The organism is Clostridium sp. 1001271st1 H5 (genome assembly GCF_005845215.1).
In the GTDB taxonomy this organism is placed as follows: domain Bacteria; phylum Bacillota; class Clostridia; order Lachnospirales; family Lachnospiraceae; genus Enterocloster.
This window is the reverse complement of sequence record NZ_SPHO01000021.1, coordinates 56,464-79,385: the sequence shown is the minus strand read 5'-3', so window position 1 is coordinate 79,385 and position 22,922 is coordinate 56,464. Positions and strand designations below refer to the sequence as shown.

Below are 22,922 nucleotides of genomic sequence, written 5' to 3'. Positions count from 1 at the left end.
CTTACTTCTATCTCTTGATTATAATGATTCATGAGAAAAATGCAACCAGAATTTGTTACCCCGTGTTTTACTTAACGGATGCGGTAACTACCACCTCTACCAGAATCGGCGGACGTCCCAGGGCCGTCACCATGCAAGCCCGCGACGGTGCAGTATCCGGATTAATCCAGGCATCCCAGGCAGCATTGAATGCCTGCACATCTGTCTGATTGCGGACATAGACATCTGCATGAAGAATATGGTCTTTATCTGAACCATACTCTTCCAGAATTCTGCTGATTTTTTTTAAGGTCCCTTCCGATTGCAATGCAATGTCATCACCGGCTTCCGTGGCTGTCTGACCTGACAAATAGAGAACGCCATTACAAATGACTGCATTATGGTATCTTCCGTTTCCTCCGTATCTCTCTATCATATGTTTCACCTCCCTTCCTATATTTTGTTATGATGGCGTTAATGGATTCAGAAAGGAAATCCAAATGCAAGAGAATCCTCTGAATCAACTACGAATTTATGGAATCCGGTAATATGCGCCGCACCGGTTAATGTGGGCACAGCTCCGGGATATCCGCCTACACTTACTGACTGCTTGATTTTTGCGGTAAATTTTCCTCCGGTCAGACTCTCCTGGGAAAATTCTTCGCCCAGTCCCAGTTTTCCCTGGACAAATAATGTCACTGCCCGGGCAGATGTCCCTGTACCACAGGGAGAACGGTCTACCCCCGGAAGAAAAACATTCACGCTGCGGGCATCCACATCCTCCCGCTCCACAGGCGGAGAATACCAATGAACCTGGGAAACACCGCAAATCTCCGGCTTTTCAGGGTGTCGGAACCCTATATCCTCATTGACTCTGTCCTGTATGATTTTTGACCAGCGCAGAATCTCCGGAAGATTCCCAGCCACCAGCTTTATCCCAAATGCCTGCGCCGGTACCAGGGCAAAACTTCCGCCTCCATAGGCCACATCAACGGAAACAGCTCCGGCTCCCTCAAAGAAAAGTGTTTTACTTTCATAAAGGAAACAAGGAATGTTTTCAAATGTTACACTTTTGACGCGTCCTCCTTCCACCTGGGCCACAGCCGTAACTAAACCTGCCGGTGTTTCCAGTTTTACAGTCGTACATGGTTCTATTACCGGAACCATTCCTGTTTCCACCAGCATGGTTGTCACACCGATGGTACTGTGACCGCACATGGGAAAATATCCGCCGGAATCAATGAAAATAACGCCCACATCCGCTTCTTCCATACAGGGCTCCGTGATTACCGCGCCTGACATTACATTCCCGCCCCGGGGTTCCAGCATAGTCATGGTGCGTATCCAATCGCAGTGTTCTTTAAAGTACTCCTGTTTACGTGTCATTGTATCACCCTTTAACCTTGGTACACCTGCAATGATGCTTCTGGTGGGCTCGCCAAATGTATGGGTATCAATGGTCTCAATAAACTTTGAAAACTTCAATTTTTCCTCCCTCCTCTCTGATTGGTAGGACCACTTTATCTAAAAAAAAGATTTATTTTATTAGTCTTTAAAACTGGTCCTACCTCTTATTGAAGAGTATAGCCGCTTTTAAACAAAAAAGCAATCAGATATTGCAGCTTTTCTTCTTTTTGTCAATTATAAACACATTTCCATCTGCTATTTGTGCAATTATCACAAAATCATTTTAGTTTATTAAAAGCATAACACCATTCTCCGCACTTTATATATAGGTAAAATATAAAATGGGTCATGAAAAAAGGACGAGAAAACAATATCAGCTTTCTCATCCCTCTTCTTATCCCATTCTTTTACCTGAACACCTGCAAATAATACCACGGCGGAAACAGCCTCCCCACCTGGTCCAGCCCGGGGAAAAATCTTCCTGCATCCACAAAAACCGGGCAGAACACAAGACTCCCAATAACCAGGAATGGAATGATGCAGCAGAGGACCTGGGGCCTGCGGCATACCAGGCGCAGGACCCAGGCTGACGCTATGACAGCGCAGCAGTAACCTGCCATGGCCAGTGTTTCCCCTGGCAGGGATGTCATCACGCCTCCTGCCTTCAGGGCCAGCAGACCCGATACAGAGACCATCACGGCAGGCGCCGCCATGGAGGCCAGACGGCAGGGAATCCTGTATCCGTATGAAAGGGGCAGAAACAAGCCGCGTTCCTCATCGCTGCACATAACCACAGCCCCGTACAGACCTGTGATGAACACGTACACAGCCACCAGACCCCTGACAGGAAATACATCTGTCCGGCTGTCCCCAAAGGCCGCCGCCTCCCCTTCCTGCCCCTGGAACTGGTACTGAAACCGGAATGTGGAGCCATTGTCCAGCCATTTTGTGTATAGCTCTCCGGCCTGTGCGGCAGCGGCTTCCCTGGCTTCGCTGCCTGCGGCTCCCACCGGGCCGAACAGCTCATTTTCAGCCACGTAATCCGCCAGCAGTTCCCCGTCATATATTTTCATGAGGGCTGCAAACACAGTTTCCGTGGAAAGGGCGGCTGCCACTGTGGACGGCGCCGAATAAACGCCAATGGAGCGCTTATAGGATTTGGAATCCAGCTTCTCTCTCAGTCCGCCGTAGACCACGTAACCGCATTCAGCCCGCCTGGATGCCACCTCCGCCCTGACCTCCTCCTCGTCACTGCACAGATAGAAGCGGAACATGCCTGCCTCCTCTCCCCTCGGCCGGTTCAGAAGACTGTCCGCCAGGGCGTCTCCCAGCGCATTCTCACCGCTCTCCTCCACACTGATGGCGATGTTCACTTCCTGGCTGCCCTGTTTCTGGGCCTGGCCCGCTGCCAGAACCCCGGCAGGAAGGAGCAGCAGGATGAACAGAAAGGACCATTTTCTCATATATCGTTTGCACGACAGCAAAAACCACATAGCAACCCGTTTCATTCCCTGACCACCTCCACTCCCACGCTGAACAGGAAACCGGCCAGGGCCAGTACTGCCAGCTTTATGAATACCGCCAGACTAAAGGACGATGTGACCACAAGCTTCATCCCCTCCATCAGCACGTAGGAGGGAAGAAACGGGGCCGCAGCCCGGAACGTGGTGGGGAGGAATACCAGAGGAAGGAATCCGCCTGCCAAAAAGTGCATGGCAGTCACTGCCAGAAACAGCAGCATAACGCCGCCCATAAGGCTTCCGGCTGCCTGATAAAGGAATACCACCATGGACGCCGCCCCCAGGCAGACCATCACAAGGGCTGCCAGTCCGGGCAGGCTTAGCTTTATGAGTCCCATGAAGGAGGCTCCCAGGGCCGTACACAGAGCCACTGCCAGAAACAGCATTCCCACTCCCAATATCCTGGCTGCCATCAGGGTCCCCTTTCCCACTCCCATAAGCGCCAGCTTCCGCTTCATGGACACAGAGCCTGAAGCCAGATAGGCGGACACCGGAATGGCGCAGAGCAGCAGAAACAGCACCGCTGTGCTGATACCGTAAAAATGAATCGTATCCACATCTCCTGTTGCACTGACCTTGACATTCTTAAAATAATCCATTCGGGGCAGGCTGTAGCCCATGTATATCCGGTTCAGGTCCGCCTCCAGGCTGCTTACGGAATCCGCCATGCCATAAAGGTACAGCAGTTCATCCCCTGCATAGATACCCGCCTGGCTTGCTCCCAGGGTCGAGGCGCCTGCATCTGTCAATTCCTTGAAGATGCGGCTTTCCAGGCCCGCCCCCCTGGGCAGCAGAATTTTCACCGGCGTATTGGTTCCGTTCATGATGTCCTGCACAAATCCCTCCGGCACTTCCATCACCGCATACAATTTCCCTGCTTTCAGCTTATCCAGGCATTCCTCTTTATTCATATATTCAAAATCGCAGATGCTCTTGACGCTTTCCAGCGAACTGACCATGGCCAGTGCCTTCTTCGCAACGGCATCGCCTTCCGGAAGCACTACCCCTACGGCAATCCTTCCTGCTGACTTTTCCCCATACAGCATCCTGGCTGACAAAAGGGCAATCGTACCCGCTAAAAGTAACAGCACGATTGCCCCTGCAAAGATGTGGGGAAGCTTTTTACATGCTCGTTTTAACTCAAGCCTGAGATAAACCAGACGTGCAGACATATCTTCCCATTCCTTTTTATCTTATTAATACATGGATACTCCCAGCTGGCTGCCTAATCCCATGACGCCAAACAGCATTTCCATTCCCACATTGGTCCAATCCTCTTCCGTGGCAGACAGCATATCCATGGCCTCGCCCTCTAAAGGAGTGATTTCTCCTGACAGAGGCTGGTAATAGTATTCGCCGCTGAGAACCACATTCACGGAATCATCCAGAACCGATGTCTCCAGGGAATCAATGTTCACATGCACAGATTTGCCCTTTTCCAGCTGGTCCACTGCGCCGGTTGCGGATATCTTCACAAGCTGCGAACCGTTTCCGCCTACCTCGCCGGACAGGTGGTAGCTTCCGTCCTTGGAATCATAGGTGCTTGTATATGTAAAATTATAAGCCTCATCATCCGGCACAGCCAGGTCCAGTGAAAGGTCACTGGTCAGTACGCTTCCGTCATAGGTTCCCTGCTTTACCATATCAATGCTCACTGTATCCGTGGCATCTTCCAGGGTAATGTTGGCCAGTGCATTCTGTGTCAGGTAAGAACCGCCCTGAAGCTGGCAGCTAAAGGTCACTGCCACAAAGCCCTCTTCGGAAACATCCGAATCATCCACATGGAGATTGGTAGAGCCCTCCACTGCTGCCAGACGTCCCTTTTTATCCACATAAACCGTCATATTCACATCGGTCAGCGCCTTATCCAGATATTCTATCATCTGGTCCGCCATTTCCTTGGCCTCCTCGTAGGACTGCTGCTGCATCTCCTCCGCGGACAGGTTTCCTGTGCCTGACATGGTTCCGCCCATAAGCTCACTCATCTTCACAGTAGTCTCCAGCTGGCGCATGAAATCTGCTTTCAGAGTCTCATCCTGCAGGAAGAAATCAGTGGAAAGGCGAAGGAATTCAATCATGGAATCCTTGCTGACAGTTACATTGTATCCCTGACAGCTCACCTGTGCGCCGTCCATGGTATAGGTTCCCTTACCGGCTTTTTCAACGGTCAGGGCTGCCTTGAAATTCTCCTGGGCCTTACATCCCTCTTTGTAACGGGTAATCAGCGCTTCCACATCAAAGGGCTGCTTGCCTTCTGACTGGGCTTTTTCAGCCTCATCTACCAGCTCCGTGAAATAAGCCGCCATGCCTTCTACATCCACGCCGTTCTGCTCCAGCAGCGGACCTACGGTAGGCGAATTCTTAATGCGGTCCGCCAGTCCTTCTCCCAGGTCCACGGTAAACACCTTGCCGGAAAGCTCCGGAACCGCAAGCATCAGGGTATCGTCCCCATAATATGCATTCAGATTGGCAAGGTCCATGCCGTTATAGATTACGCCCATGTTAAAGAAGCTTTTTCCATTGGTCTTGTCATCCTTTGTCTCAAAGCGAAGGCCGCTTCCCGCATAGGTATTGACTGTCTCATCCGAACAGCTGTCCATCTTGAGGGTCAGCCCGCCCTGGCTGTCGGCTGTCTTCACTGTCTCAGCAAAATCCTTCAGCCCGAACAGCTCCTCAGAAGGATATACCTGGCCTTCCGGAAACACATTTTCAAAGGCATCAATAACCACCTGCTTGGGGTCCTTTGTGTTCATCTTCATATAAGCCAGGGCCGCGATGGCAATGACAGCCGCAATGGCCACCACAGCAGCCAGTACCTTGACGAACTTCTTATTCGGCTGAGGCTCTTCCGGCGCACAGACAGCTGCCGGCGCCTCTTCTTTTGCAGACCCGGACTCAGCTGCCGCCTCTTCTTTTAACGGCTCAGAGCCGCCGTCTTCCGGCGCCTGATTGTCATGTTCCATCGGAGCTCCGCACTGGGTACAGAATTTTACATCTGCTTCCTGCTCTGCTCCACACTTGGTGCATTTCATATTTCTCTCTCCTCCCTTGTAAAAGGACCTTTCCGCTGCCCTGCATCATACCGCACCGGCTGCCCTTTATTATGTATCTATCGAAACTGGCCAATCAGCTCATTCGCTGACAGACCACAATCGATTTCACTTAAAACTCCGCCTTTTAATATGCACATCTTCGTACACAGCGCCAGCTCTGCCAGTTCATGGGATGTCAGTATGACAGCCCCGCCTGAAGCCATATATTCCCTGAGGTAGTGCCGGATGATTTCCTTACACTCCAAATCCAGTGCCGCCCCAGGCTCATCCATGATAAGGACCGGTGCGTGGTTGGACAGGGCACAGGCTATGCTGAGCCGCTTCTTCATACCCCCGGAAATCTTTCCCACTGTGCGTTCAAGCATTTGGTCCACGCCCAGCATGGAAGCTGCTCCGCCCTTTAAATCCGATTCCATCTGCTTCCTGCTTCCCCTGTACCACAAAAGCAGGTTATCCCTTACGGTCAGTTCCTCCATAAGCGGATTCTCCTGGGGCACATAAGCTGCCTCCTCCGCAAATACCCGGGGATGGCCTGACGCCTGCCTGCCGTTGTAGAGGATACTGCCCTTGTCCGCTTTCTGGGCGCCTGCCAGAATCGATAAAAGAGTGGTCTTGCCGCAGCCGTTATACCCCACTATACCCACACATTCTCCCGGAGCCACCGTCAGGTCCACTCCCGCTAAAATACTCTGTCTGTGAAAGGATTTATAAATTCCTGATATTTCCAGCATTCCTGCAACCACTCCTGTAAAACAATCTATGATACAGGACTCAGTGTACCATATATTGGGTGGGAATGCAAAATAATAATTATTAACGATTCCTTAATATTGCGGGGTCAAAAAGTACGTTTTTACGTTGTTTTTTTGCATGTTTGTGACTTTACCATGTCTGATAGAGTAATATATATAGGTAGAATATAGCATGAAGTTATGCTGATGGAAATAGCCGTACCCAGGAAGATTTTTATAAGACTGCCGGTGATGCGGCTCTCACCGCAGCGCTCGCCGCTGTTCCCCCTACCTGGCAAGCAATTATCGCATTTAATTGGCAGGGCACACCTTATGCGGCGAATGGAGTTCCTTATCATCCATCATAGCTCATTGTCATTCTCCCCTTTAGGTATTTCAGCCTTAAGGGGAGACTTGTTTTTGGCTGCCAACATTTCGATGGTTAGCGGCTCCAAATTGACCATTACTAATATAATCTGTTTCAGCAAATAGTTACCTTAAATCGGCAATCATTAGCTCCACCTAATACCGTATGTATTATTTCAACTTGTATATCCTTGTCCGGTAATAAATCTTGTAAAATATATAAAATGCTGTTCCTTGAGCATTCGCAATGGGACACTTCTGTTACTTTGCCAGACAGCACCTCATCACAAACGCATTTAGGATAGCCTATTTCATAGATATGCCCCGGGTCAATTATTCTCGCTATAAGCATTTCTGTGTTGCCGTATTTTTTATACTGCTCATCTAAGCTGCATCCACATTCTTCAAATTGGGCACGTTGAATGGGTAAAACCGTGTCCTTAACACAATCAATTGCTTTTTTCTTATAATCCAATATTAAACACTCCTTTACAGATACCGATTTACTAAAAATAGGATACACGAAAAAATACTAACTATCAATATGAAACTATCAATGTCCAGTGATTACCAAAAATACCTATAGGTTCAGTTGATATTTTCCTTCTACTTTTCCGAATATTTTCAGCCAATGGTTCAAAAACTACTATGGAAAGGAGGTATGATAATGGCAAAAGCAGGAATGAGAAGACCCAGCCCTTACGGCGCAGATAATCATGGAACTGAAAATCACCATAAAATGAACCATCCCAAAAATGAGCAGGCCCAGGTTCCCGAAATCCAGGGAGCCGCCAAAAACGGCAACGCCAAAGCCGGTCCCGTCAATGCGCCCAACTGGGCAAGGGATGATTACAAAACCGGTGATAATTGAAACCGTAGAGATTTTTCACTGATTGTCCCTGTAATGGCGTACAAACAAAAAATGACCGCAAACAATTGATGGGACGCTCACCCAGGAAGGGCATCACACATCACATTTACAGTCATCCATTTATCCCAGTGCCCCTAACTCCGCGGCCCTGTACAGGGCCGCCACATGCACGGCCTGTTCAAACCTTCCCTCTCTCAGGAACCGTTTTACTTCCTCCCCCTCCATCTCCACCACTTCCAGTGCCTCTGTATCATCCAGCTGCTGGGCCGCAGCCGAAAATACATCCCTGGCCAGGTAGCACTGGGCGTAGCTGGTGCAGTTGCTGGCATTGGGGGCAATTTTAAAGAGAAATTCCATACTCCCCGCCTTGTATCCCGTTTCCTCCAAAAGCTCCCTGGCAGCCCCTGCCTCCGGGTCCTCCCCCGGCTCGATACATCCTGCGGGCAGCTCCAGAAGCACCTTCTCCACACCGTGGCGGTACTGGCGCACCAAAATCACCTTGTGTTCCGGCGTTACAGCCACCACCACCGCAAAATCCGGCAGATGATTGACATAAAAGGGGGCAATGACCATGCCGCCCGGCAGCCTGCAGGTGCTGGCGCGCATATCAATCCATGCATCCTTGATGACAGTGGTTTCATCCAGTACTTTCCATAAAAGATTTTCATTCCGGTTCTTATCCCTGTTGTCCGCCTTATTCATGGTCCCTCTCATTCTTCCTTTCATTCCGGTAACCTGCCTCATATACCGTCACCTAAACAGCCTTACTGCCACAGCCCGTCCTCCAGGGCCGCCATCATCAGAGCCAGATGCAGATTCATGGCAGCCGTCTCATCGTCAATATAGTGGACATCCTGCTCCATCTTCACCCGCCCCGGCAGCAGTTCCATTGCATCAAACAGGTCCTTTGCCGCTTTTGGCGACTGGTATTGTACATATGCATCCTTAATCATTGCCCACAACCTCCTTTGGTTATTATAACGTTTGGAGGCTGCTTTTTCCCTTATTTCCTTCCTGCAATCCGGCGGACCAGCCCCGGGGACTCCGGGCTACTCTCCTGCCGACAGGCTGTTTCCCACCATACCGGCCACAATCACAGCGATACCGGCCAGTCCCACCGGCTCCGGAATCCTGTCCTTCAGCAGCAGGATGCCTCCCAGCAGGGTAAACAGCACCTCGCCGCACTGGGTGGCCTCTATGACGGCCAGATGGCGCGGATTGTCCTTTACCATGTCTGTGGCCTTAAAAAACAGGACCGTGGCAATAACGCCTGAAAACAGCGCCACGCACAGAGACTGGAATATCTGTCCGCCTTGCGCCGGTCCGGACTTTACCCAGGCCCATACCGACATAACAATCCAGAACGGCATGCTGCACAGTGTCATGCCGTATACCCGTTCAAGGGTGGTCATGGTCTCCGCACAAAGGGCCATCATCTTACGGTTCCCCAGGGGATAGGAAAATGCCGCCGCCAATATAGGCACCAGCGTCAGGACCACGGTCCTCACTTCCATCCGTTCCAGATGAGGCACCTGCATCATGAATATGCCTGCCAGTATGAGAATAGACCATCCCAGGTTTCTGATTGGTATCTGTTTTCCAAACAGAGGCGTCAGAAGCACGCCCGCCGCTATGGTCAGCTGCCAGGTTGCTGCGGCCAGCCATGATTCACCCAATACGGAGCCGAAGGTGAGAGGCGCGTAAAACAGCCCGAATCCCACCGTGCTCCATACCAGCCAGGGAACAGGCGCTTCCTTTACAGCCTTCCACACCTTACCTGCCGAACGGCTTCGTGCCAGCATAAGCCACAATACAGGAAATGTGAACAGGTACCTGAGGCTGGCCGACCACATCCAGTATCCTCCGGCCAGATTCATGCTCCTGTTCAGGATAAAGGTAAATGCAAAGAAAAAGGATGCTAGAATCCCGTATATAAGCGCTTTTTTCAATTCATCCGCCCCCTCTCTTCCTCAGGCCTTTACCGGCTGTCTCAAAAAGAGGGCACTGCAGCTTGTCCTGCAATACCCTCTGGTAATCTTATATCAATTCTCAATTAAGCAATTTTGGACTTAGCCAGTTCAGCTAATTTTGCGAATCCCTCTGCGTCATTGATAGCCATTTCGGACAGAACCTTACGGTTTAAGTCAACCTCAGCTAACTTTAAGCCGTACATGAACTTGCTGTAGGACAGGCCGTTGATACGTGCTGCAGCGTTGATACGTGCAATCCACAGCTGTCTGAACTGTCTCTTTCTCTCTTTTCTGCCTGCATAGGAGCTTGTCAGGGCGCGCATTACGGACTGCTTTGCAATCCTGTACTGCTTGGAACGGGCGCCTCTGTAGCCCTTAGCCATCTTTAATACTCTATTGTGCTTCTTCTTAGCATTTAAACCGCCTTTTATTCTTGCCATCGGTAATTCCTCCTTCTACAATTCAAACTTACAGATATGGTAAAATCTTCTTCATTACCTGTGCGTTAGTTGCATCGGTAACAATATCTTTTCTAAGATTTCTCTTCCTCTTAGTGGACTTCTTAGTTAAGATGTGAGACTTGTAAGCTTTATTGCGAACTAACTTACCGGTTCCTGTCTTTTTAAAGCGCTTTGCTGCTGCTCTGCTGGTTTTTAACTTTGGCATTGTAAATTTCCTCCTTAAAACTTTCTATTTTAACGTTTTGCAGTTAAAAACATAACCATGCTTCTTCCTTCAACCTTGGAGGGCTTATCGATAACTGCGATATCCTTTAAACTCTCAGCGAAATCATCCAGGATGTATTTGGACTTGAACATATGGGCCATCTCGCGACCGCGGAAACGAAGTGTCACCTTCACCTTATCGCCCTTCTCCAAAAATTTTCTGGCTGCTCCCACCTTGGTGTTCAGGTCGTTGGTGTCAATGTTGGGTGACAAACGAACTTCCTTTATCTCGATTACCTTCTGTTTCTTCTTGGCTTCTTTTTCCTTGCGTGCCAGTTCATAACGGTACTTGCCATAGTCGATAATCTTACATACCGGCGGCTTTGCCGTAGGTGCAATCTTCACCAGGTCAAGCTCTGCTTCCTGAGCCATTCTCAGTGCCTCTTTCCCCGGCACGATGCCTAACTGCTCCCCGTCCTCGCCAATCAGCCGTACTTCCTTGTCTCTGATTTGCTCGTTAATCATTAATTCGCTAATAGTCGTACACCTCCAAATAAGTCATGTTGTTCTGGAATCAGCATGCCCCGTTCTTTCCCTGTAGGGCAAAAAATAAAGCGGACAGCCTGGCTATCCACTTCCTCACATAAAACCATCTGCTGCCCTGTCTCACCGGAAATCCAAGGAGATACTACAGCACATTGTTTCATCTATGAACCCGGGTCACTTACTTGTGCCAGGGTGAGGCGGATACCTGCTTTCCTGTCAGTCGTTCTCACAACTTATATTAATCTACTACATTTGAACGTATTTGTCAACCATAATTTCAAACTTTTCTTCCGGATACGTTTCCTCGATATGATTCATCCAAATACAGCAGGAACGCCTCCCGGTTCCCGGAAGACGTCCCTGCACCCATCCTGTCCTGATTCTGAATTTATCTGGCCTTAAAGGTACTGCACCTTGTCTCCGTACATTCACAGGCTCCGTCACCGCTTATGTCAATACGTTCCGCGGAGCAGCGGTGTTCTTCATTGTAGACGCATTTTACCGCGTCGCAGGCAATCTCCAGCCTTGTCTCAGGGGTCTTGAACAGGTTGGTGAACTTACCGCCCTTGTTCTCGTCAAAGCTTGCGCAGCAGGTCTGCTCCGCAGTCCCGGCCTTGTTCCCATCCACTGCAATAGCAGCCTTACAGCAGCAGTTGTCAGCGTTGTGCACACAGTTCTTTACACTACATTCCAGCTTGGTCATCATCCCTACCTCCTTGTTATGAGCACATAAGAAGCCGAAGCCCGGTTTCTTATGTGCGGTACCATTCTTACCAATGACAAGGATAGTATGTACGGATTATAATTTTTGATTCATGAGGCGCAGGGCTTCAATGCATTTTCCTTCGCTGCCGTCCATATTGTAAAGCTCGCCCTGGGTCACAAAGGTATATACCTGGATGTCGTCCACAAAAGCGCCTTTGCCGCCGCTTACGCTGATGGTGAAATCCGACGGCTGGCAGTTGCTGAATTTAAGCTCCACCTTCCGTTCCTCCTTCACGTCCACGGTCCTTGTCTGGGAACCCATGCGTATGGTCAGCCTGCATGCTTCCTCTGCCCCGGTGCGCAGCTTTACATAGGTATCCTTTCCTGTATTGCCTGTCATCCGGTTGCCCAGGTTCTGGTAAATAGTTCCGCCGGAGGGAAGCATGGCTGATTTTCCGGTTGCATCCTCCGCAATATAGCTTCCTCCTGAAAAACGCCATCCGTCCATGCCCAGGGCAAACTGGGCATTGAACAGCTTATTGTCCCCGTAATCCCGGTAGGTCCAAATACCATATCCCATGGTGGAATTTTTAAGGATGGGCGCAACGCCTTCCAGATACAGCGCCTTTTCATCGTCCCGCAGCTGGGCGTTATGCTCGTATCCAACCGTATTGTCCGTAAACAGGAACTGGTCCAGGTACACCGGCTTGCCTCCGCTGTACACGTGAAGACGGTTCAGGAACACAGGCACCTTTTCCAGCGCCTCCTGGGCTGTTACGCGTTCATGTTCATTCATAAAGCCCATGGGAATGCCGTACATTGCGCTGGTATAGGCAGCGCTTCCGCTGGGGAAGGTGGAGGAATGCATAAAGCCCTCCTGGCTTCCGTCCTGGTGCTCCACCGGGTCCACATCCAGGCGCACTTCCATGGACAGGCCCGGAAACACGGTCTGGCTGTCGGCCAGGAGTTCATTTAAAAAATGGTCGTAAAATCCGTAAAACACGCTTCTGGCCTGTGAATCCTTTGCAGGAAAATACAAATCATCATACCCGGACAGCTTGTGACCATACATTTCCTCCAGCTCTTCCAGCTCATAATTCTCCCTGGCATAATCCACATATCCGCAGGCCTTGGCCATACTGCGTCCCTTTACCCCGTTTCCCAGGGACGCACTGGAATCCGTGAAGTTCCAGAAATCCTCCCAGGTCAGGAATCCTCCGCAGAAGTTTTCATGGGAGGATGCCGCCTTATAGAGGCGGCCCACATATTCCATCCAGGCAGACCGTTCCGTCCCCTTCTGCATCAGCCCCTGGTACCGGTCCATCACATTGCCTGCCCCGCAGTAATCCCAGGTATATCCCACACGCAGCATCACGCTCAGTCCTTGGGCCCCAGCGGCATCCATGACGCGGTCCAGCTTGTCCCAGGCATATTGGCTGTATGTACAGGGCGACATACCGGGCTGGAATTCCCTCCACGGAACCACCAGGATAATATTGTTAAATCCATCCTCCGCAATGCGGGCCAGCTCCTGGTCCATATGGCGGCTCTCACTGTTCCAGAAATTGATGACCCAGTCATCGGAATAGTAGGTGGCTGATTTAAGGCAGCCTGCTGTTCCCGCAGCATGTTCCTCTGCCCTGGCAAACCCGGTTGTGAACAGGAACGCTGCCGCCCCCAGTATCATTGCGGCCTTTATATAAGGTCTTTTCATTGGTTTTTCTCCTTTAGCGCTGGTTCTTTTCCCCGCCCCGCTTTAGCTCAGGCCATACTGTCAGCAGCATGGTCCCGAAACAGGCGGCTCCTCCGATGAAATTGGATATGGGCTCCGCCATCAGTATGCCCTGGGTCCCCAATCCAAATACAGTGGGCAGTATGATAATAAGCGGTATAACGATGATAACCTTCCTGAAAATGGAAAAAAATACCGCATTCCTGGATTTTCCCAGGCCTACGAACACGGACTGGCCCGCGAACTGGAGGGACATCATGAAAAACCCGAAGAAATACATGCGTATAGCCGGAATTCCCGCCTCCACCATGTCCCCCTCCCGGTTGAAAATACGGATGAAGAACTCCGGAAACCAGTCCACGAATCCCCAGGCCACCACTGTATACAGGATACAGACCACTGACATGAATACAATGGCCTTCTGTACCCGTTTATACTCCCTGGCCCCGTAGTTAAATCCCAGTACAGGCTGGGCACTGTTGGTCAGACCGTTTACAGGCATGGAAATGACCTCCCTGACTGAGTTGATGACGGTCATGATTCCCACATACAGGTCGCCGCCGAATTTCTGGAGCATGGAATTATACATGATTTGTACAAGACTGTTGGTGATGGACATGGTAAACCCGGACATGCCCAGGCCCACAATGCGGAGCAGCCTGCCGCCGTCCGGCCTCATGGCCGCGGGCCGCAGCTTCAGGATGGTCCGCCTGCCGGTCAGGAAGGCCAGAATCCATATGGCTGACAGCATCTGCGAAAGAATGGTGGCCAGGGCCGCGCCCCGTACCCCCATGTGGAATACAAAGATGAAAATGGGGTCCAGGACAATATTGGCAACCGCCCCCAGCAGCACGGTCATCATGCCCACGGTCCCAAAGCCCTGGGAGTTGATGAAGCTGTTCATGCCCAGGCCTGTCATCACAAAAATATTGCCCAGGAGATAGATGGTCACATAGGCGTCTGCGTAGGAAATGGTGGCGTCGCTGGCGCCGAAAAGGTACAGCATGGGCCGCTTAAAAATCAGGCCCAGGACCGTCAGCAGGATTCCCACCGCCACCATCATCACAAAGGAATTGCCCATGATGGCCTCTGCCTCCTTCTCATTCCCCCTGCCCCGTTCAATGGAACACAGGGGAGCGCCACCCATGCCGAAGAGGTTGGCAAAGGCAATGACAATGGATATGATGGGCAGGCAAAGCCCCAGCCCCGTAAGGGACAGGGTGGCATTCTCCGGTATCATTCCTATGTAAATGCGGTCCACAATATTATACAGCACATTGATGAGCTGTGCCAGGGTCATGGGGACCGCCAGCTTCATGATATTGCCCACCACGCTGCCTTTGGAAAAATCGTTTTTCTTCTGATTATCCAATTGAGTATCCGGCTGTTTAGCCAACTGAGTATCCGACTGTTTCATGTTTCCACCACTTTTCCTTACAAATCCTCTGCCCTGTCTATATCCCTAAGCTCCTCCTCCGGCACCTCCATGGTCCACACATCCTCAGGGTGGGCCTTCATGATTACGCTTCCCCCCCTGTCCCCGCGAAGCCCCATAAGCTCCTGCCTGTAGGTGCGGCTGAATATGGCGGGATTCCCCCGCTTTCCCTGATGGCACACACAGCCCATCCCCTTTTTGGACAGCCAGTACCCCTCAATAAACCTCTTCAGGGTGAAGGGACTCATATAGGGCTGGTCTGCCACTGAGAACAAAAGAGCCTCTGTCCCAGGAGCAGCCGAAGCAGTTCCCAGCCTGAGGGACGCAGTGATTCCCTCCCCGCTGAATCCGTTGTGGACTGCCGCAAGCCCCTGGCTTACGGCCTGCTCTAAAATCTCCTCATACTGGCTGACCACCAGAATCTCTGTCTGGTGCCCATCTTTCTCCAGCTCCCCTGCCGCCCGGCAGATGCAGTCAAGCCCATGGCGGTAAAGCTCCTTTCCCTTAAAGGGCACCAGCAGCTTATTAGAGCCAAAACGGCTTCCAAATCCGGAAGCCATATAGATAAATGATATCTTCATCCCTCATAACCATCCTTTAAAATAACCGGGCGGACCCATCCTGGTCCAGCTGTCCGCTTGCAATCCCTGCTGTCTCACCCATTCCGTCCAGCATTTCCTTGGCCAGCGCTGCTTTCTGCGCAGTGTCGGCCTGGTTGAATACAGGCAGCACCTCCATATACGGATGGGCTTCCCGCAGGGGGACCAGGTATCCATGCTTCATCAGCGTCATCATGTCTTCCTTTTGTATGACCCAGTCGCTCTTATATTCCCTATTCCGGTCCGGTCCATCCGGTTCTTTGCCGGAAAAAACACACTCATGCCCATACAATTTCCGGCCGTGGCGGCTCATCAGGTCCAGGGCTTCCTCCAGTCTCAGGCAGCATTCCCCGGCCTGTTTCCCAAGGGATGTCAGGCCATTGAGGCACAGAATCATATCTGTATTCTCCGGAATCACCGGCTCCCCGGCCCTTGGCACCTTCAAAGGCAGGCGTCTGGAACCGTCAGCCTCCACCAGCACCAAATCCGCCAGGGAACAGGCTTCCTCATACAACTCCCGGCCTGTAAATGCAATCTTCCCATTCTCCGCCGGCCTTCCGGCCACTGCCAGGCCGCGCTGTTCCAGACCAGCCCTGATTTCTTCCACATTGCCCTCAAGGCATCCGAATGCATCCGGACAAGCCATATGGGTGGTGGTTGCCACCAAAACTTTAAGCCCCCGGTCCAGGGCCTCCCAGGCCAGTCTGCGTATGGCGGATGTCTTGCCACCCGCGCCTGCAAGAGACACCACAAAAGGGCCCGGTCCTTTCTCTGACCGTGCCTGCTTCATCCGTCCCTCAAGCCCCAGGCCGTGCCACAGGCTGTTGGTTCCGGTCCATATGCCGCACTCGTAAAAATAGACCTTCATGGCATAATCTCCATTTTATAGTTGACATAGATTAATGCAGCACTTTACTGTGATACTCTGACTATTCTATCATAAAACAGAAGATAGGGAAAGATAATTTTCTGCCCTTTAAGGGCAGTTAAAAACAGCCGGAAACAAGGGGAATCCCCTCTGCTTCCGGCTGCTGTTCTATTTCAGTGTTTTGTCTCAGCTGACTATCTTATCCTGTTGCGTCCCTATTTCTGGATATTATTCCTGATTACACCATACAAATCAAAACTCAGGATACCAAACACTAGTATAACTCCGATGACTGCCATTATCGATTCCTTCCTTCTAATATGTTTTCCATCACTGTGATAGATTCATTATATGTCAGGCATACCTGTTTAGCAATCCGCATTATATCTAATCTTTTGGTGAACACCTCTCTGTTTTTTGTGCATGAATGCAAAATATTTTAGATAACCTAAAATTTTTTGTATATCCCGGCGGCATCACTGCCGGGCATCCGTCCTGGCTGCTCTCTGCGCTATCAGTTCTCCCGTAATGCTGATGGCAATCTCCGCCGGTGTCTCGGCTCCAATGTCCGTGCCGATGGGCATGTGGCATTTCTGGATTTCCTCCAATGTGAAGCCGTCTGCCAGCAGCTTATCCGTCACCACCCGTATCTTGTTCCTGCTGCCCATGATGCCGATATAATAAGGATGCAGGGCCATGGCCTGCTTCTGCACATAATAATCAAACTGGTGCCCCCTGGTCATGACGCACACATAGTCCCTGGAACTGATATCCACATACTCGCTGATGTGTTCCATGTCTCCCACCACAGTCCTGTCTGCCTGGGGAAATACCCGGGGATTGGCAAATACCTCCCTGTCGTCCATGACCACGCAGCGGAATCCCACATGGGCCAGCACAGGAACCAGCTCCTGGGCCACATGGCCGCCTCCGAATATATAGACGGTCCCGGCCTGTACCAGAGGCTCTATATAATAATTCCGGCCGTCCACTGATTTCTGCCGGGCCTTGCTGCCAAAGAGTTCTTTTTCCAGCCCGCTCCATGAGCCGGCGCCGCTGATTTCCCCAGTCTCTCCCGGCCCCAGACAAGACTGCCCCAGCCCTTTCATACCGGCCAGACCCAGGCTGTGGCTGTACAGGCCCATCTGCCAGCATGTCTCGTCGGTGATATCCAGAATGAGCCAGCTGTCCTCATCCTTTGCCAAGGCCTCCAGAACCCGGCCGCAGAAACCATACAGCGCCTGGTCCCCCGGACAAATGTACTGGAAATATACCACCACATTTCCCCCGCACACCATGCCGATATCAGCCACCTGGTTTCTGGTGAGGGTGAATCCCCTGGCAAAGGAAGCCTTGTCCTTCATAGCCTGGATGGCTGCCTGGATGGCCTGGTACTCCACAGCGCCGCCGCCCACGGTCCCTTCTATGGACCCGTCCTTCCTCACCAGCATCCGGGAACCGGTTCCCCTGGGGGTGGAACCGGAACTGGCAATAATAGTCACCAGAACAGCCTCCTCCCCCTGCTCCAATAATTGTCTTAACTCTGTAAATAATGCTTTCATGACCCCGCCTCTTCCTCCGCAGAAAAATATTTTTTATAAAGCCGTTCGCCTTCCATGCGCAATTCCTTCTCCATCCGCAGATAACGGTCCAGAAACTCCTTGGACTTGGGTGTGAGCTGGGAAAAACCGCCTTCCGCCCCTCCTGACTGCGTAATCAGGAGAGGATAGCCCAGCTGCCGCTCTGCCTCCTTTAAAATCTTCCATCCCTTGGTATAGGACATATGCATCTGCCTGCAGGCTGTCTGCATAGAGCCTGTATGGTCAATCAGGCTCAGGAACTGGGCTGCCTGGGGACCAAAAAATCCTTCATTGCGCTCCAGTGTCAGCTGCACCTGGGGATACACAGCCAGCTTTTCCCGTCCAAGACTGCCCCGGGCGCAGTCCTCGTCCGATTCCACTGCCATGATGATTCCCTCGTCCTCCACCGGTATCTCCTCCAGATAGGCATCGATTTCCGGCTGGCGCAGGGCGCCTCTCAATCCTTTTCCCCCCTCATAGTTTAAAAGGGGGCCAATGGCTGCCTTGGATACCAGGACCGGATGGCCCCGCCTTCCGTCAAACACAGGACAGGCAGCCATGGCCCGGGACCCCATCATCCTCTGTATGGTATCCGGAAGGAACATAGGGAATTTGGCCGGCAGGATAAATACCCTGTCGCATAAATCCTCTATATAATTTAACCCCATACAGATACTGTAATACATCTGGATCTGCTCATAATCCTGATTGCGCAGACAGATGACCCGGAGTCCTGCAATGTGTTTTTCCACCTCGTCCGCCTTCTGCCCGGTAACCACTACCACGGGCTCAATGCCCGCCCGCTTAAGGGTAATGATAATTCTCCGTATGACCGTGCTGTCCCCAATGGGAAGCATGGGCTGGAAACGGCTGATTGTGCTCTTGTGACCTGCTGCGATAATAACAGCCCCTGTCCTCATAGGTCTGTTCCGCCTTTCTCTGTAATATGATAGCCTGATATCCGCCCCTTAAAGCTCTCCGGTCAAAAGCAAGAGAGCGGACGGCTCCACCCTGAGCCAATCCGGCACCAGGCCCGCGGTTTCGTGTGTGTGGATATCCTTCCCCTTCTTCCACCACAGACCGTTCTGTAATGTAATATACCACTCAAACGGCATTTCGGAAATAGATGGAGCATATACTTTTATAAGATTTGCATCCTCCCTCTCCATATAGGCCTGTGCACCGCTGTCTGACAGAGGTTCGAAATCATGGGCCCTGATTCCCACCGATGTTATGGTGTCATCCACAGGGCGGTCCGTGACCAGCTCCAGGCCGTTCCAGTCCACTGCCCGTATCCTGCGTTCTCCCAGCCGCTCAATCCTGGAAATGTTCTTACATCCCGTAAGCCTGGCTGCCTGGCATGTAATGGGATTCTGGAAAATATCCCTTGTCCTGCCCGCCGCCAGCACACATCCTCTGTCCATAAGCAGAAGATTGCCGCAAAGCTGGTATGCCTCATCCCTGTCATGGGTCACCATAATGGTCACCCCGTCATAATCCTTAAGGGCATCCGCCAGCTCCAGGCGCAATCCCTCCCTCAGATATGTATCCATGGCGGAAAAAGGCTCGTCCAGCAGCAGCGCCTCCGGCTCATAGGCCAGGCTCCTGGCCAGGGCCACTCTTTGCTGCTGGCCGCCTGACAGCTGGCCGGGATAACGTTTTTCCAGCCCATGGAGCCTGAACCGCTCCACCATCTCAGCCACCTTCTGTTCCCTGGCCTCCTGGGACATGGGCCGGCGTTTTCTAAGCCCCACGTTTCCCCGGCCTCCCTTTAACCCCACCATGATGTTCTGTTCCACGGTCATGCCGGGAAACAGGGCGTAGTTCTGGAACAGATAGCCCACCCGCCTTACCTGGGGCCTCTCATTGACCTTCAGGGCGGAATCATAGAGGACCCGGCCTCCCGCCGCCTCCCCCTGGGCATATCGCAGGGCAATCCTTCCCCCGTCCGGCCGGATGATGCCTGCAATGGATTTCAGGGTCATACTCTTCCCGCAGCCCGATGGTCCCAGGATACCCAGACATCCCCGGCCCGCTTCAAAGTTTATGTCCAGACTGAAATCCTTTAATTTTTTTCTTATATTAACTTCCAAATGAAGATTGTATTCTGAGTTCACGGCTGTTCCCCTTTCATCCCTTCCGGTTCACGGGCCTTAACGCTGCCCAGTTCATCAATAGGATGGACAGGAATGCAATGACCACAATAACCGCCACATAACGGTACGCCGTATCCATATTGCCTGCGGCCACCTCTGAATAGACTGCCATGGGAAGGGTCCTTGTCCTGCCCGCTATGTTTCCCGCTATCATGGCAGTGGCCCCAAATTCTCCCAGGCCCCTGGCAAAGGCCAGCACGCCGCCGCTGACTACTCCGGGCAGGCCTCCGGTCATAAGCACCTTCCAGAAGATGCTCCACTCACTCATGCCCAGGGTCCTGGCTGCCGCCACCAGGTTCTGGTCCACCTGTTCAAATGCTCCCCTGGCAGAGCGGTACATTAAAGGAAAGGACATGACCACGGCCGCAATCACCGTAGCTGTCCATGAAAATGCTATCTTAACGCTGAAATACTCAATAAAAAACTGCCCTACCGGCCGTTTAACCCCAAAAATGTAGAGAAGGAAAAAACCGGCCACCGTGGGGGGAAGGACAAGGGGCAGCGTAAGCACGCCGTCCCATATCAGCTTCCATGTCTCATTTTTCATGCTCACCACAGCCCACGCCGCAAAGATTCCCAGAAAAAACGTGATGAGAATCGACAGGCCGGCTGTCTTCATTGATATCAGTATTGGTGACCAGTCCATGGATGGTTCCTCCCCTTTTCCTTACTCGCCTTTTGTGAATCCGTATGCCTCAAATACCTTCATGGCTTCGTCTGTCTTAAGAAATTCCACAAAGTTCCCGGCCTCTTCCCCGTGAGCCGTGTTCTTCACCACTGCCACAGGATAGATGACCTTCTTGGCAAGGCTTCCCTCAGGAGCCTCGGCTACCACTTCCACCTGGTCAGCCATGCTGGCTGCATCGGTTGCATATACGATACCTGCGTCAGCACTGGATGCGGCAACCTGGTTAAGCACCTCTGTCACGTTGGTTCCAAAGCTTACCTTGTCCTGAATCTTATCCCAGATGCCCAGGCTGGTAAGGGCCTCTTGTGCATACTGTCCGGCCGGTACGCTGGCAGGGTCGCCAAGGGCAATGCTCTCCGCCTTCTCAATATCCTCAAACTTCTCAATGCCCGCGCTGCTGCCGGTGGGAACGATAAGCACAATCTTGTTCTCCAGCAGGTTGGTGACGGTGCCGGAATCAATCATGCCTTCCTCGTCCAGGGCTGTCATCTGCTTGGTTGCGGCCGACATGAACACGTCTGCCTCCAGACCTTCCTCAATCTGTGTCTGAAGCTTTCCTGAGCTGTCATAGGTGCCCTTTACAACCACGCCCGGATACTGCTCCTGGAACATGGGAATCAGCTCATCCTCATAGGCGTTCTTAAGGCTGGCTGCCGCTGCAACCAGTATCTCCGTGGATTCGCCTGCCTGGGCCGCTGTGGTTTCCCCGTCAGCTGTCTCTGCATCTTTCTTTGCCGCAGTAGTTTCTGCTGCCGTTGTCTCCGTTTCCGTGGCGGCTGCCGTTGTTTCCTTTGCCCCGCCAGAGCAGCCGGCCAGTGCAGCTGCTGCCAGCATTGCTGCCATCATCATGCAAAGCTGTTTTTTCATAATTTCATCCTCCTGGATTTAAAATTTCTATATACAGATACAGGTATGCGTTATACTTATGTGACCATATCGTTCCCCACATAAATGCCCATCTGTACCGGATGGGCATTGTACCGAACAGGCACCTGTATCCTTATATCACCGTTGAACTCCTATTTGGCTGCCGGATTTCTCCTTGGCGGCCGGTTTAGGATTTGACTGCCGGATTTCTATTACTGGTTTCCGGCGCATTCCGATGCGCTTCCCCTGAGTATCTTAAGGCCGTGGTCAAGGCTGTTCATGATGAAGCCCAGGCTTTCCCTGACCGCCTTGGGGCTCCCCGGCAGATTCACTATCAGGGTCCTTCCCCGGATAACGGACACGCCCCTGCTGAGCATGGCCCTGTCCGTAACCTCCATGGACTTCATGCGGATGAACTCCGCGATTCCGGGTGCATTGCGCTCAGCCACAGCCATGGTGGCCTCCGGCGTCTGGTCCCTGAGGGAAAAGCCTGTTCCGCCGCTGGTCAGCACCAAATCAACCTGGCGGCTGTCAGCCAGACGGATGAGCTGTGTCTTCAGCTGGGCCGGCTCATCCGGCAGAAGCAGAAGCTCCGCTACCTCATAACCGGCTGCTTCCAGCAGCTCCTTTGCAGCCGGACCGCTCTCGTCCCTGCGCTCTCCCCTGGCGCCCTTGTCGCTCAGGGTAATGACTGCGGCAGTGAACGGCCTGTCCTCTGCCGGCGGCTCCACCCGCATCACATCACCGGGACGGATCATGCCTTCCTTGATAACCTTTGCAAACACGCCCTCCTTCGGCATGATGCACTCGCCCATGCGCTTGTAAATAGCACAGTGGCTGTGACATTCCTTCCCAATCTGGGTCATCTCCAGCTGGACTGTCCCCACATACAGCCTGGTACCTACAGGAAGGCTTCTGAAATCAATGCCCTCCACCACCAGGTTCTCGCCAAAGGCCCCGTCTATGACATCGGCCCCCCGCTCATTGAATGCCTTCACTTTATCATAAGAGAGAAGGCTTACCTGGCGGTGCCAGTGGCCTGCGTGGGCATCTCCCTCAATACCGAAATCCACCAGAAAATGGCCCTGGTCAATGGCCCGCTTCTCAATTCCCCTTTTATCACTGATACAGATAGCCTTCACCACTCCGGTGGGACAGACACTCTGTTTTGCCTGCTCTGACAT

The 22,922-nt window shown here is 52.0% G+C and carries 25 protein-coding genes; 1 reads left to right on the top strand and 24 read right to left on the bottom strand.

What is annotated here, in order from left to right:
* Positions 1-67 precede the first annotated feature (67 nt).
* The 7 genes from FGS84_RS24575 to FGS84_RS24545 all read right to left on the bottom strand — a co-directional run bounded on the left by FGS84_RS24575 (position 68) and on the right by FGS84_RS24545 (position 7,531).
* Entirely contained in the window at positions 68-415 is a 348-nt protein-coding gene (locus FGS84_RS24575; RefSeq protein WP_138310924.1) for a RidA family protein, read from the bottom strand.
* A gap of 47 nt (positions 416-462) precedes the next feature.
* On the bottom strand, positions 463-1,464 hold the full coding sequence (locus tag FGS84_RS24570; RefSeq protein ID WP_171042708.1) for a proline racemase family protein: 1,002 nt from the start codon (positions 1,462-1,464) through the stop codon (positions 463-465).
* A 329-nt stretch (positions 1,465-1,793) separates the two neighbouring features.
* Positions 1,794-2,894, bottom strand: coding sequence for a hypothetical protein (locus FGS84_RS24565; RefSeq protein ID WP_138310922.1), 1,101 nt, complete (start codon positions 2,892-2,894; stop codon positions 1,794-1,796).
* On the bottom strand, positions 2,891-4,078 hold the full coding sequence (locus FGS84_RS24560) for an ABC transporter permease (RefSeq protein ID WP_138310921.1): 1,188 nt from the start codon (positions 4,076-4,078) through the stop codon (positions 2,891-2,893). Before FGS84_RS24560 ends, FGS84_RS24565 begins: the two co-directional genes overlap by 4 nt.
* Positions 4,079-4,102: 24 nt before the next feature.
* On the bottom strand, positions 4,103-5,938 hold the full coding sequence (locus FGS84_RS24555; protein WP_138310920.1) for a zinc ribbon domain-containing protein: 1,836 nt from the start codon (positions 5,936-5,938) through the stop codon (positions 4,103-4,105).
* Positions 5,939-6,015: 77 nt separating this feature from the next.
* The gene (locus FGS84_RS24550; RefSeq protein ID WP_138310919.1) at positions 6,016-6,690 is read right to left on the bottom strand and encodes an ABC transporter ATP-binding protein; all 675 of its coding nucleotides are present in this window, start codon (positions 6,688-6,690) and stop codon (positions 6,016-6,018) included.
* A gap of 481 nt (positions 6,691-7,171) precedes the next feature.
* Complete coding sequence (locus FGS84_RS24545; protein WP_138310918.1) at positions 7,172-7,531, bottom strand: hypothetical protein; 360 nt, start codon at positions 7,529-7,531, stop codon at positions 7,172-7,174.
* A 192-nt stretch (positions 7,532-7,723) separates the two neighbouring features.
* Between FGS84_RS24545 and FGS84_RS24540 the strand changes: the two genes are divergently transcribed.
* On the top strand, positions 7,724-7,927 hold the full coding sequence (locus FGS84_RS24540) for a hypothetical protein (protein WP_138310917.1): 204 nt from the start codon (positions 7,724-7,726) through the stop codon (positions 7,925-7,927).
* 120 nt (positions 7,928-8,047) lie between these two features.
* Here FGS84_RS24540 and FGS84_RS24535 read toward each other — a convergent pair whose 3' ends face one another.
* The 17 genes from FGS84_RS24535 to FGS84_RS24455 form a co-directional block, all read right to left on the bottom strand.
* Positions 8,048-8,653 carry an NUDIX hydrolase gene (locus FGS84_RS24535; RefSeq protein ID WP_227146061.1) on the bottom strand — a complete coding sequence of 202 codons (606 nt, stop codon included), beginning with the start codon at positions 8,651-8,653 and terminating at the stop codon, positions 8,048-8,050.
* Between the two features lie 38 nt (positions 8,654-8,691).
* Positions 8,692-8,880 carry a hypothetical protein gene (locus FGS84_RS24530; RefSeq protein ID WP_138310916.1) on the bottom strand — a complete coding sequence of 63 codons (189 nt, stop codon included), beginning with the start codon at positions 8,878-8,880 and terminating at the stop codon, positions 8,692-8,694.
* A gap of 96 nt (positions 8,881-8,976) precedes the next feature.
* Positions 8,977-9,876 (bottom strand): multidrug resistance efflux transporter family protein, encoded by a 900-nt coding sequence (locus FGS84_RS24525; protein WP_138310915.1) that lies wholly within the window; start codon positions 9,874-9,876, stop codon positions 8,977-8,979.
* A 104-nt stretch (positions 9,877-9,980) separates the two neighbouring features.
* Complete coding sequence (rplT, locus tag FGS84_RS24520) at positions 9,981-10,337, bottom strand: 50S ribosomal protein L20 (RefSeq protein WP_002565215.1); 357 nt, start codon at positions 10,335-10,337, stop codon at positions 9,981-9,983.
* Between the two features lie 28 nt (positions 10,338-10,365).
* On the bottom strand, positions 10,366-10,563 hold the full coding sequence (rpmI, locus tag FGS84_RS24515) for a 50S ribosomal protein L35 (RefSeq protein WP_007713120.1): 198 nt from the start codon (positions 10,561-10,563) through the stop codon (positions 10,366-10,368).
* A 29-nt stretch (positions 10,564-10,592) separates the two neighbouring features.
* Complete coding sequence (gene infC, locus FGS84_RS24510; protein ID WP_002565217.1) at positions 10,593-11,087, bottom strand: translation initiation factor IF-3; 495 nt, start codon at positions 11,085-11,087, stop codon at positions 10,593-10,595.
* A 409-nt stretch (positions 11,088-11,496) separates the two neighbouring features.
* Complete coding sequence (locus FGS84_RS24505; protein ID WP_138310949.1) at positions 11,497-11,811, bottom strand: DUF1540 domain-containing protein; 315 nt, start codon at positions 11,809-11,811, stop codon at positions 11,497-11,499.
* A gap of 96 nt (positions 11,812-11,907) precedes the next feature.
* Complete coding sequence (locus tag FGS84_RS24500) at positions 11,908-13,527, bottom strand: hypothetical protein (RefSeq protein ID WP_138310914.1); 1,620 nt, start codon at positions 13,525-13,527, stop codon at positions 11,908-11,910.
* A 13-nt stretch (positions 13,528-13,540) separates the two neighbouring features.
* Positions 13,541-14,863: an MATE family efflux transporter gene (locus FGS84_RS24495; RefSeq protein ID WP_347563885.1), complete on the bottom strand. Its 1,323-nt coding sequence runs from the start codon at positions 14,861-14,863 to the stop codon at positions 13,541-13,543.
* A 116-nt stretch (positions 14,864-14,979) separates the two neighbouring features.
* On the bottom strand, positions 14,980-15,561 hold the full coding sequence (locus FGS84_RS24490; protein ID WP_138310912.1) for a nucleotidyltransferase family protein: 582 nt from the start codon (positions 15,559-15,561) through the stop codon (positions 14,980-14,982).
* A gap of 16 nt (positions 15,562-15,577) precedes the next feature.
* The gene (gene yqeC, locus FGS84_RS24485; RefSeq protein WP_138310911.1) at positions 15,578-16,447 is read right to left on the bottom strand and encodes a selenium cofactor biosynthesis protein YqeC; all 870 of its coding nucleotides are present in this window, start codon (positions 16,445-16,447) and stop codon (positions 15,578-15,580) included.
* Positions 16,448-16,923: 476 nt separating this feature from the next.
* Positions 16,924-18,009, bottom strand: coding sequence for an XdhC/CoxI family protein (locus tag FGS84_RS24480; RefSeq protein WP_138310910.1), 1,086 nt, complete (start codon positions 18,007-18,009; stop codon positions 16,924-16,926).
* Entirely contained in the window at positions 18,006-18,947 is a 942-nt protein-coding gene (locus FGS84_RS24475) for an NTP transferase domain-containing protein (RefSeq protein WP_138310909.1), read from the bottom strand. Before FGS84_RS24475 ends, FGS84_RS24480 begins: the two co-directional genes overlap by 4 nt.
* A gap of 48 nt (positions 18,948-18,995) precedes the next feature.
* A complete protein-coding gene (locus FGS84_RS24470; protein WP_207740001.1) occupies positions 18,996-20,120 on the bottom strand; it encodes an ATP-binding cassette domain-containing protein in 1,125 nt (374 codons plus the stop codon).
* 37 nt (positions 20,121-20,157) lie between these two features.
* The gene (modB, locus tag FGS84_RS24465; RefSeq protein WP_138310907.1) at positions 20,158-20,829 is read right to left on the bottom strand and encodes a molybdate ABC transporter permease subunit; all 672 of its coding nucleotides are present in this window, start codon (positions 20,827-20,829) and stop codon (positions 20,158-20,160) included.
* A 21-nt stretch (positions 20,830-20,850) separates the two neighbouring features.
* Positions 20,851-21,738: a molybdate ABC transporter substrate-binding protein gene (gene modA, locus FGS84_RS24460; protein WP_138310906.1), complete on the bottom strand. Its 888-nt coding sequence runs from the start codon at positions 21,736-21,738 to the stop codon at positions 20,851-20,853.
* A 212-nt stretch (positions 21,739-21,950) separates the two neighbouring features.
* Positions 21,951-22,922 carry an MOSC domain-containing protein gene (locus FGS84_RS24455; protein ID WP_138310905.1) on the bottom strand — a complete coding sequence of 324 codons (972 nt, stop codon included), beginning with the start codon at positions 22,920-22,922 and terminating at the stop codon, positions 21,951-21,953.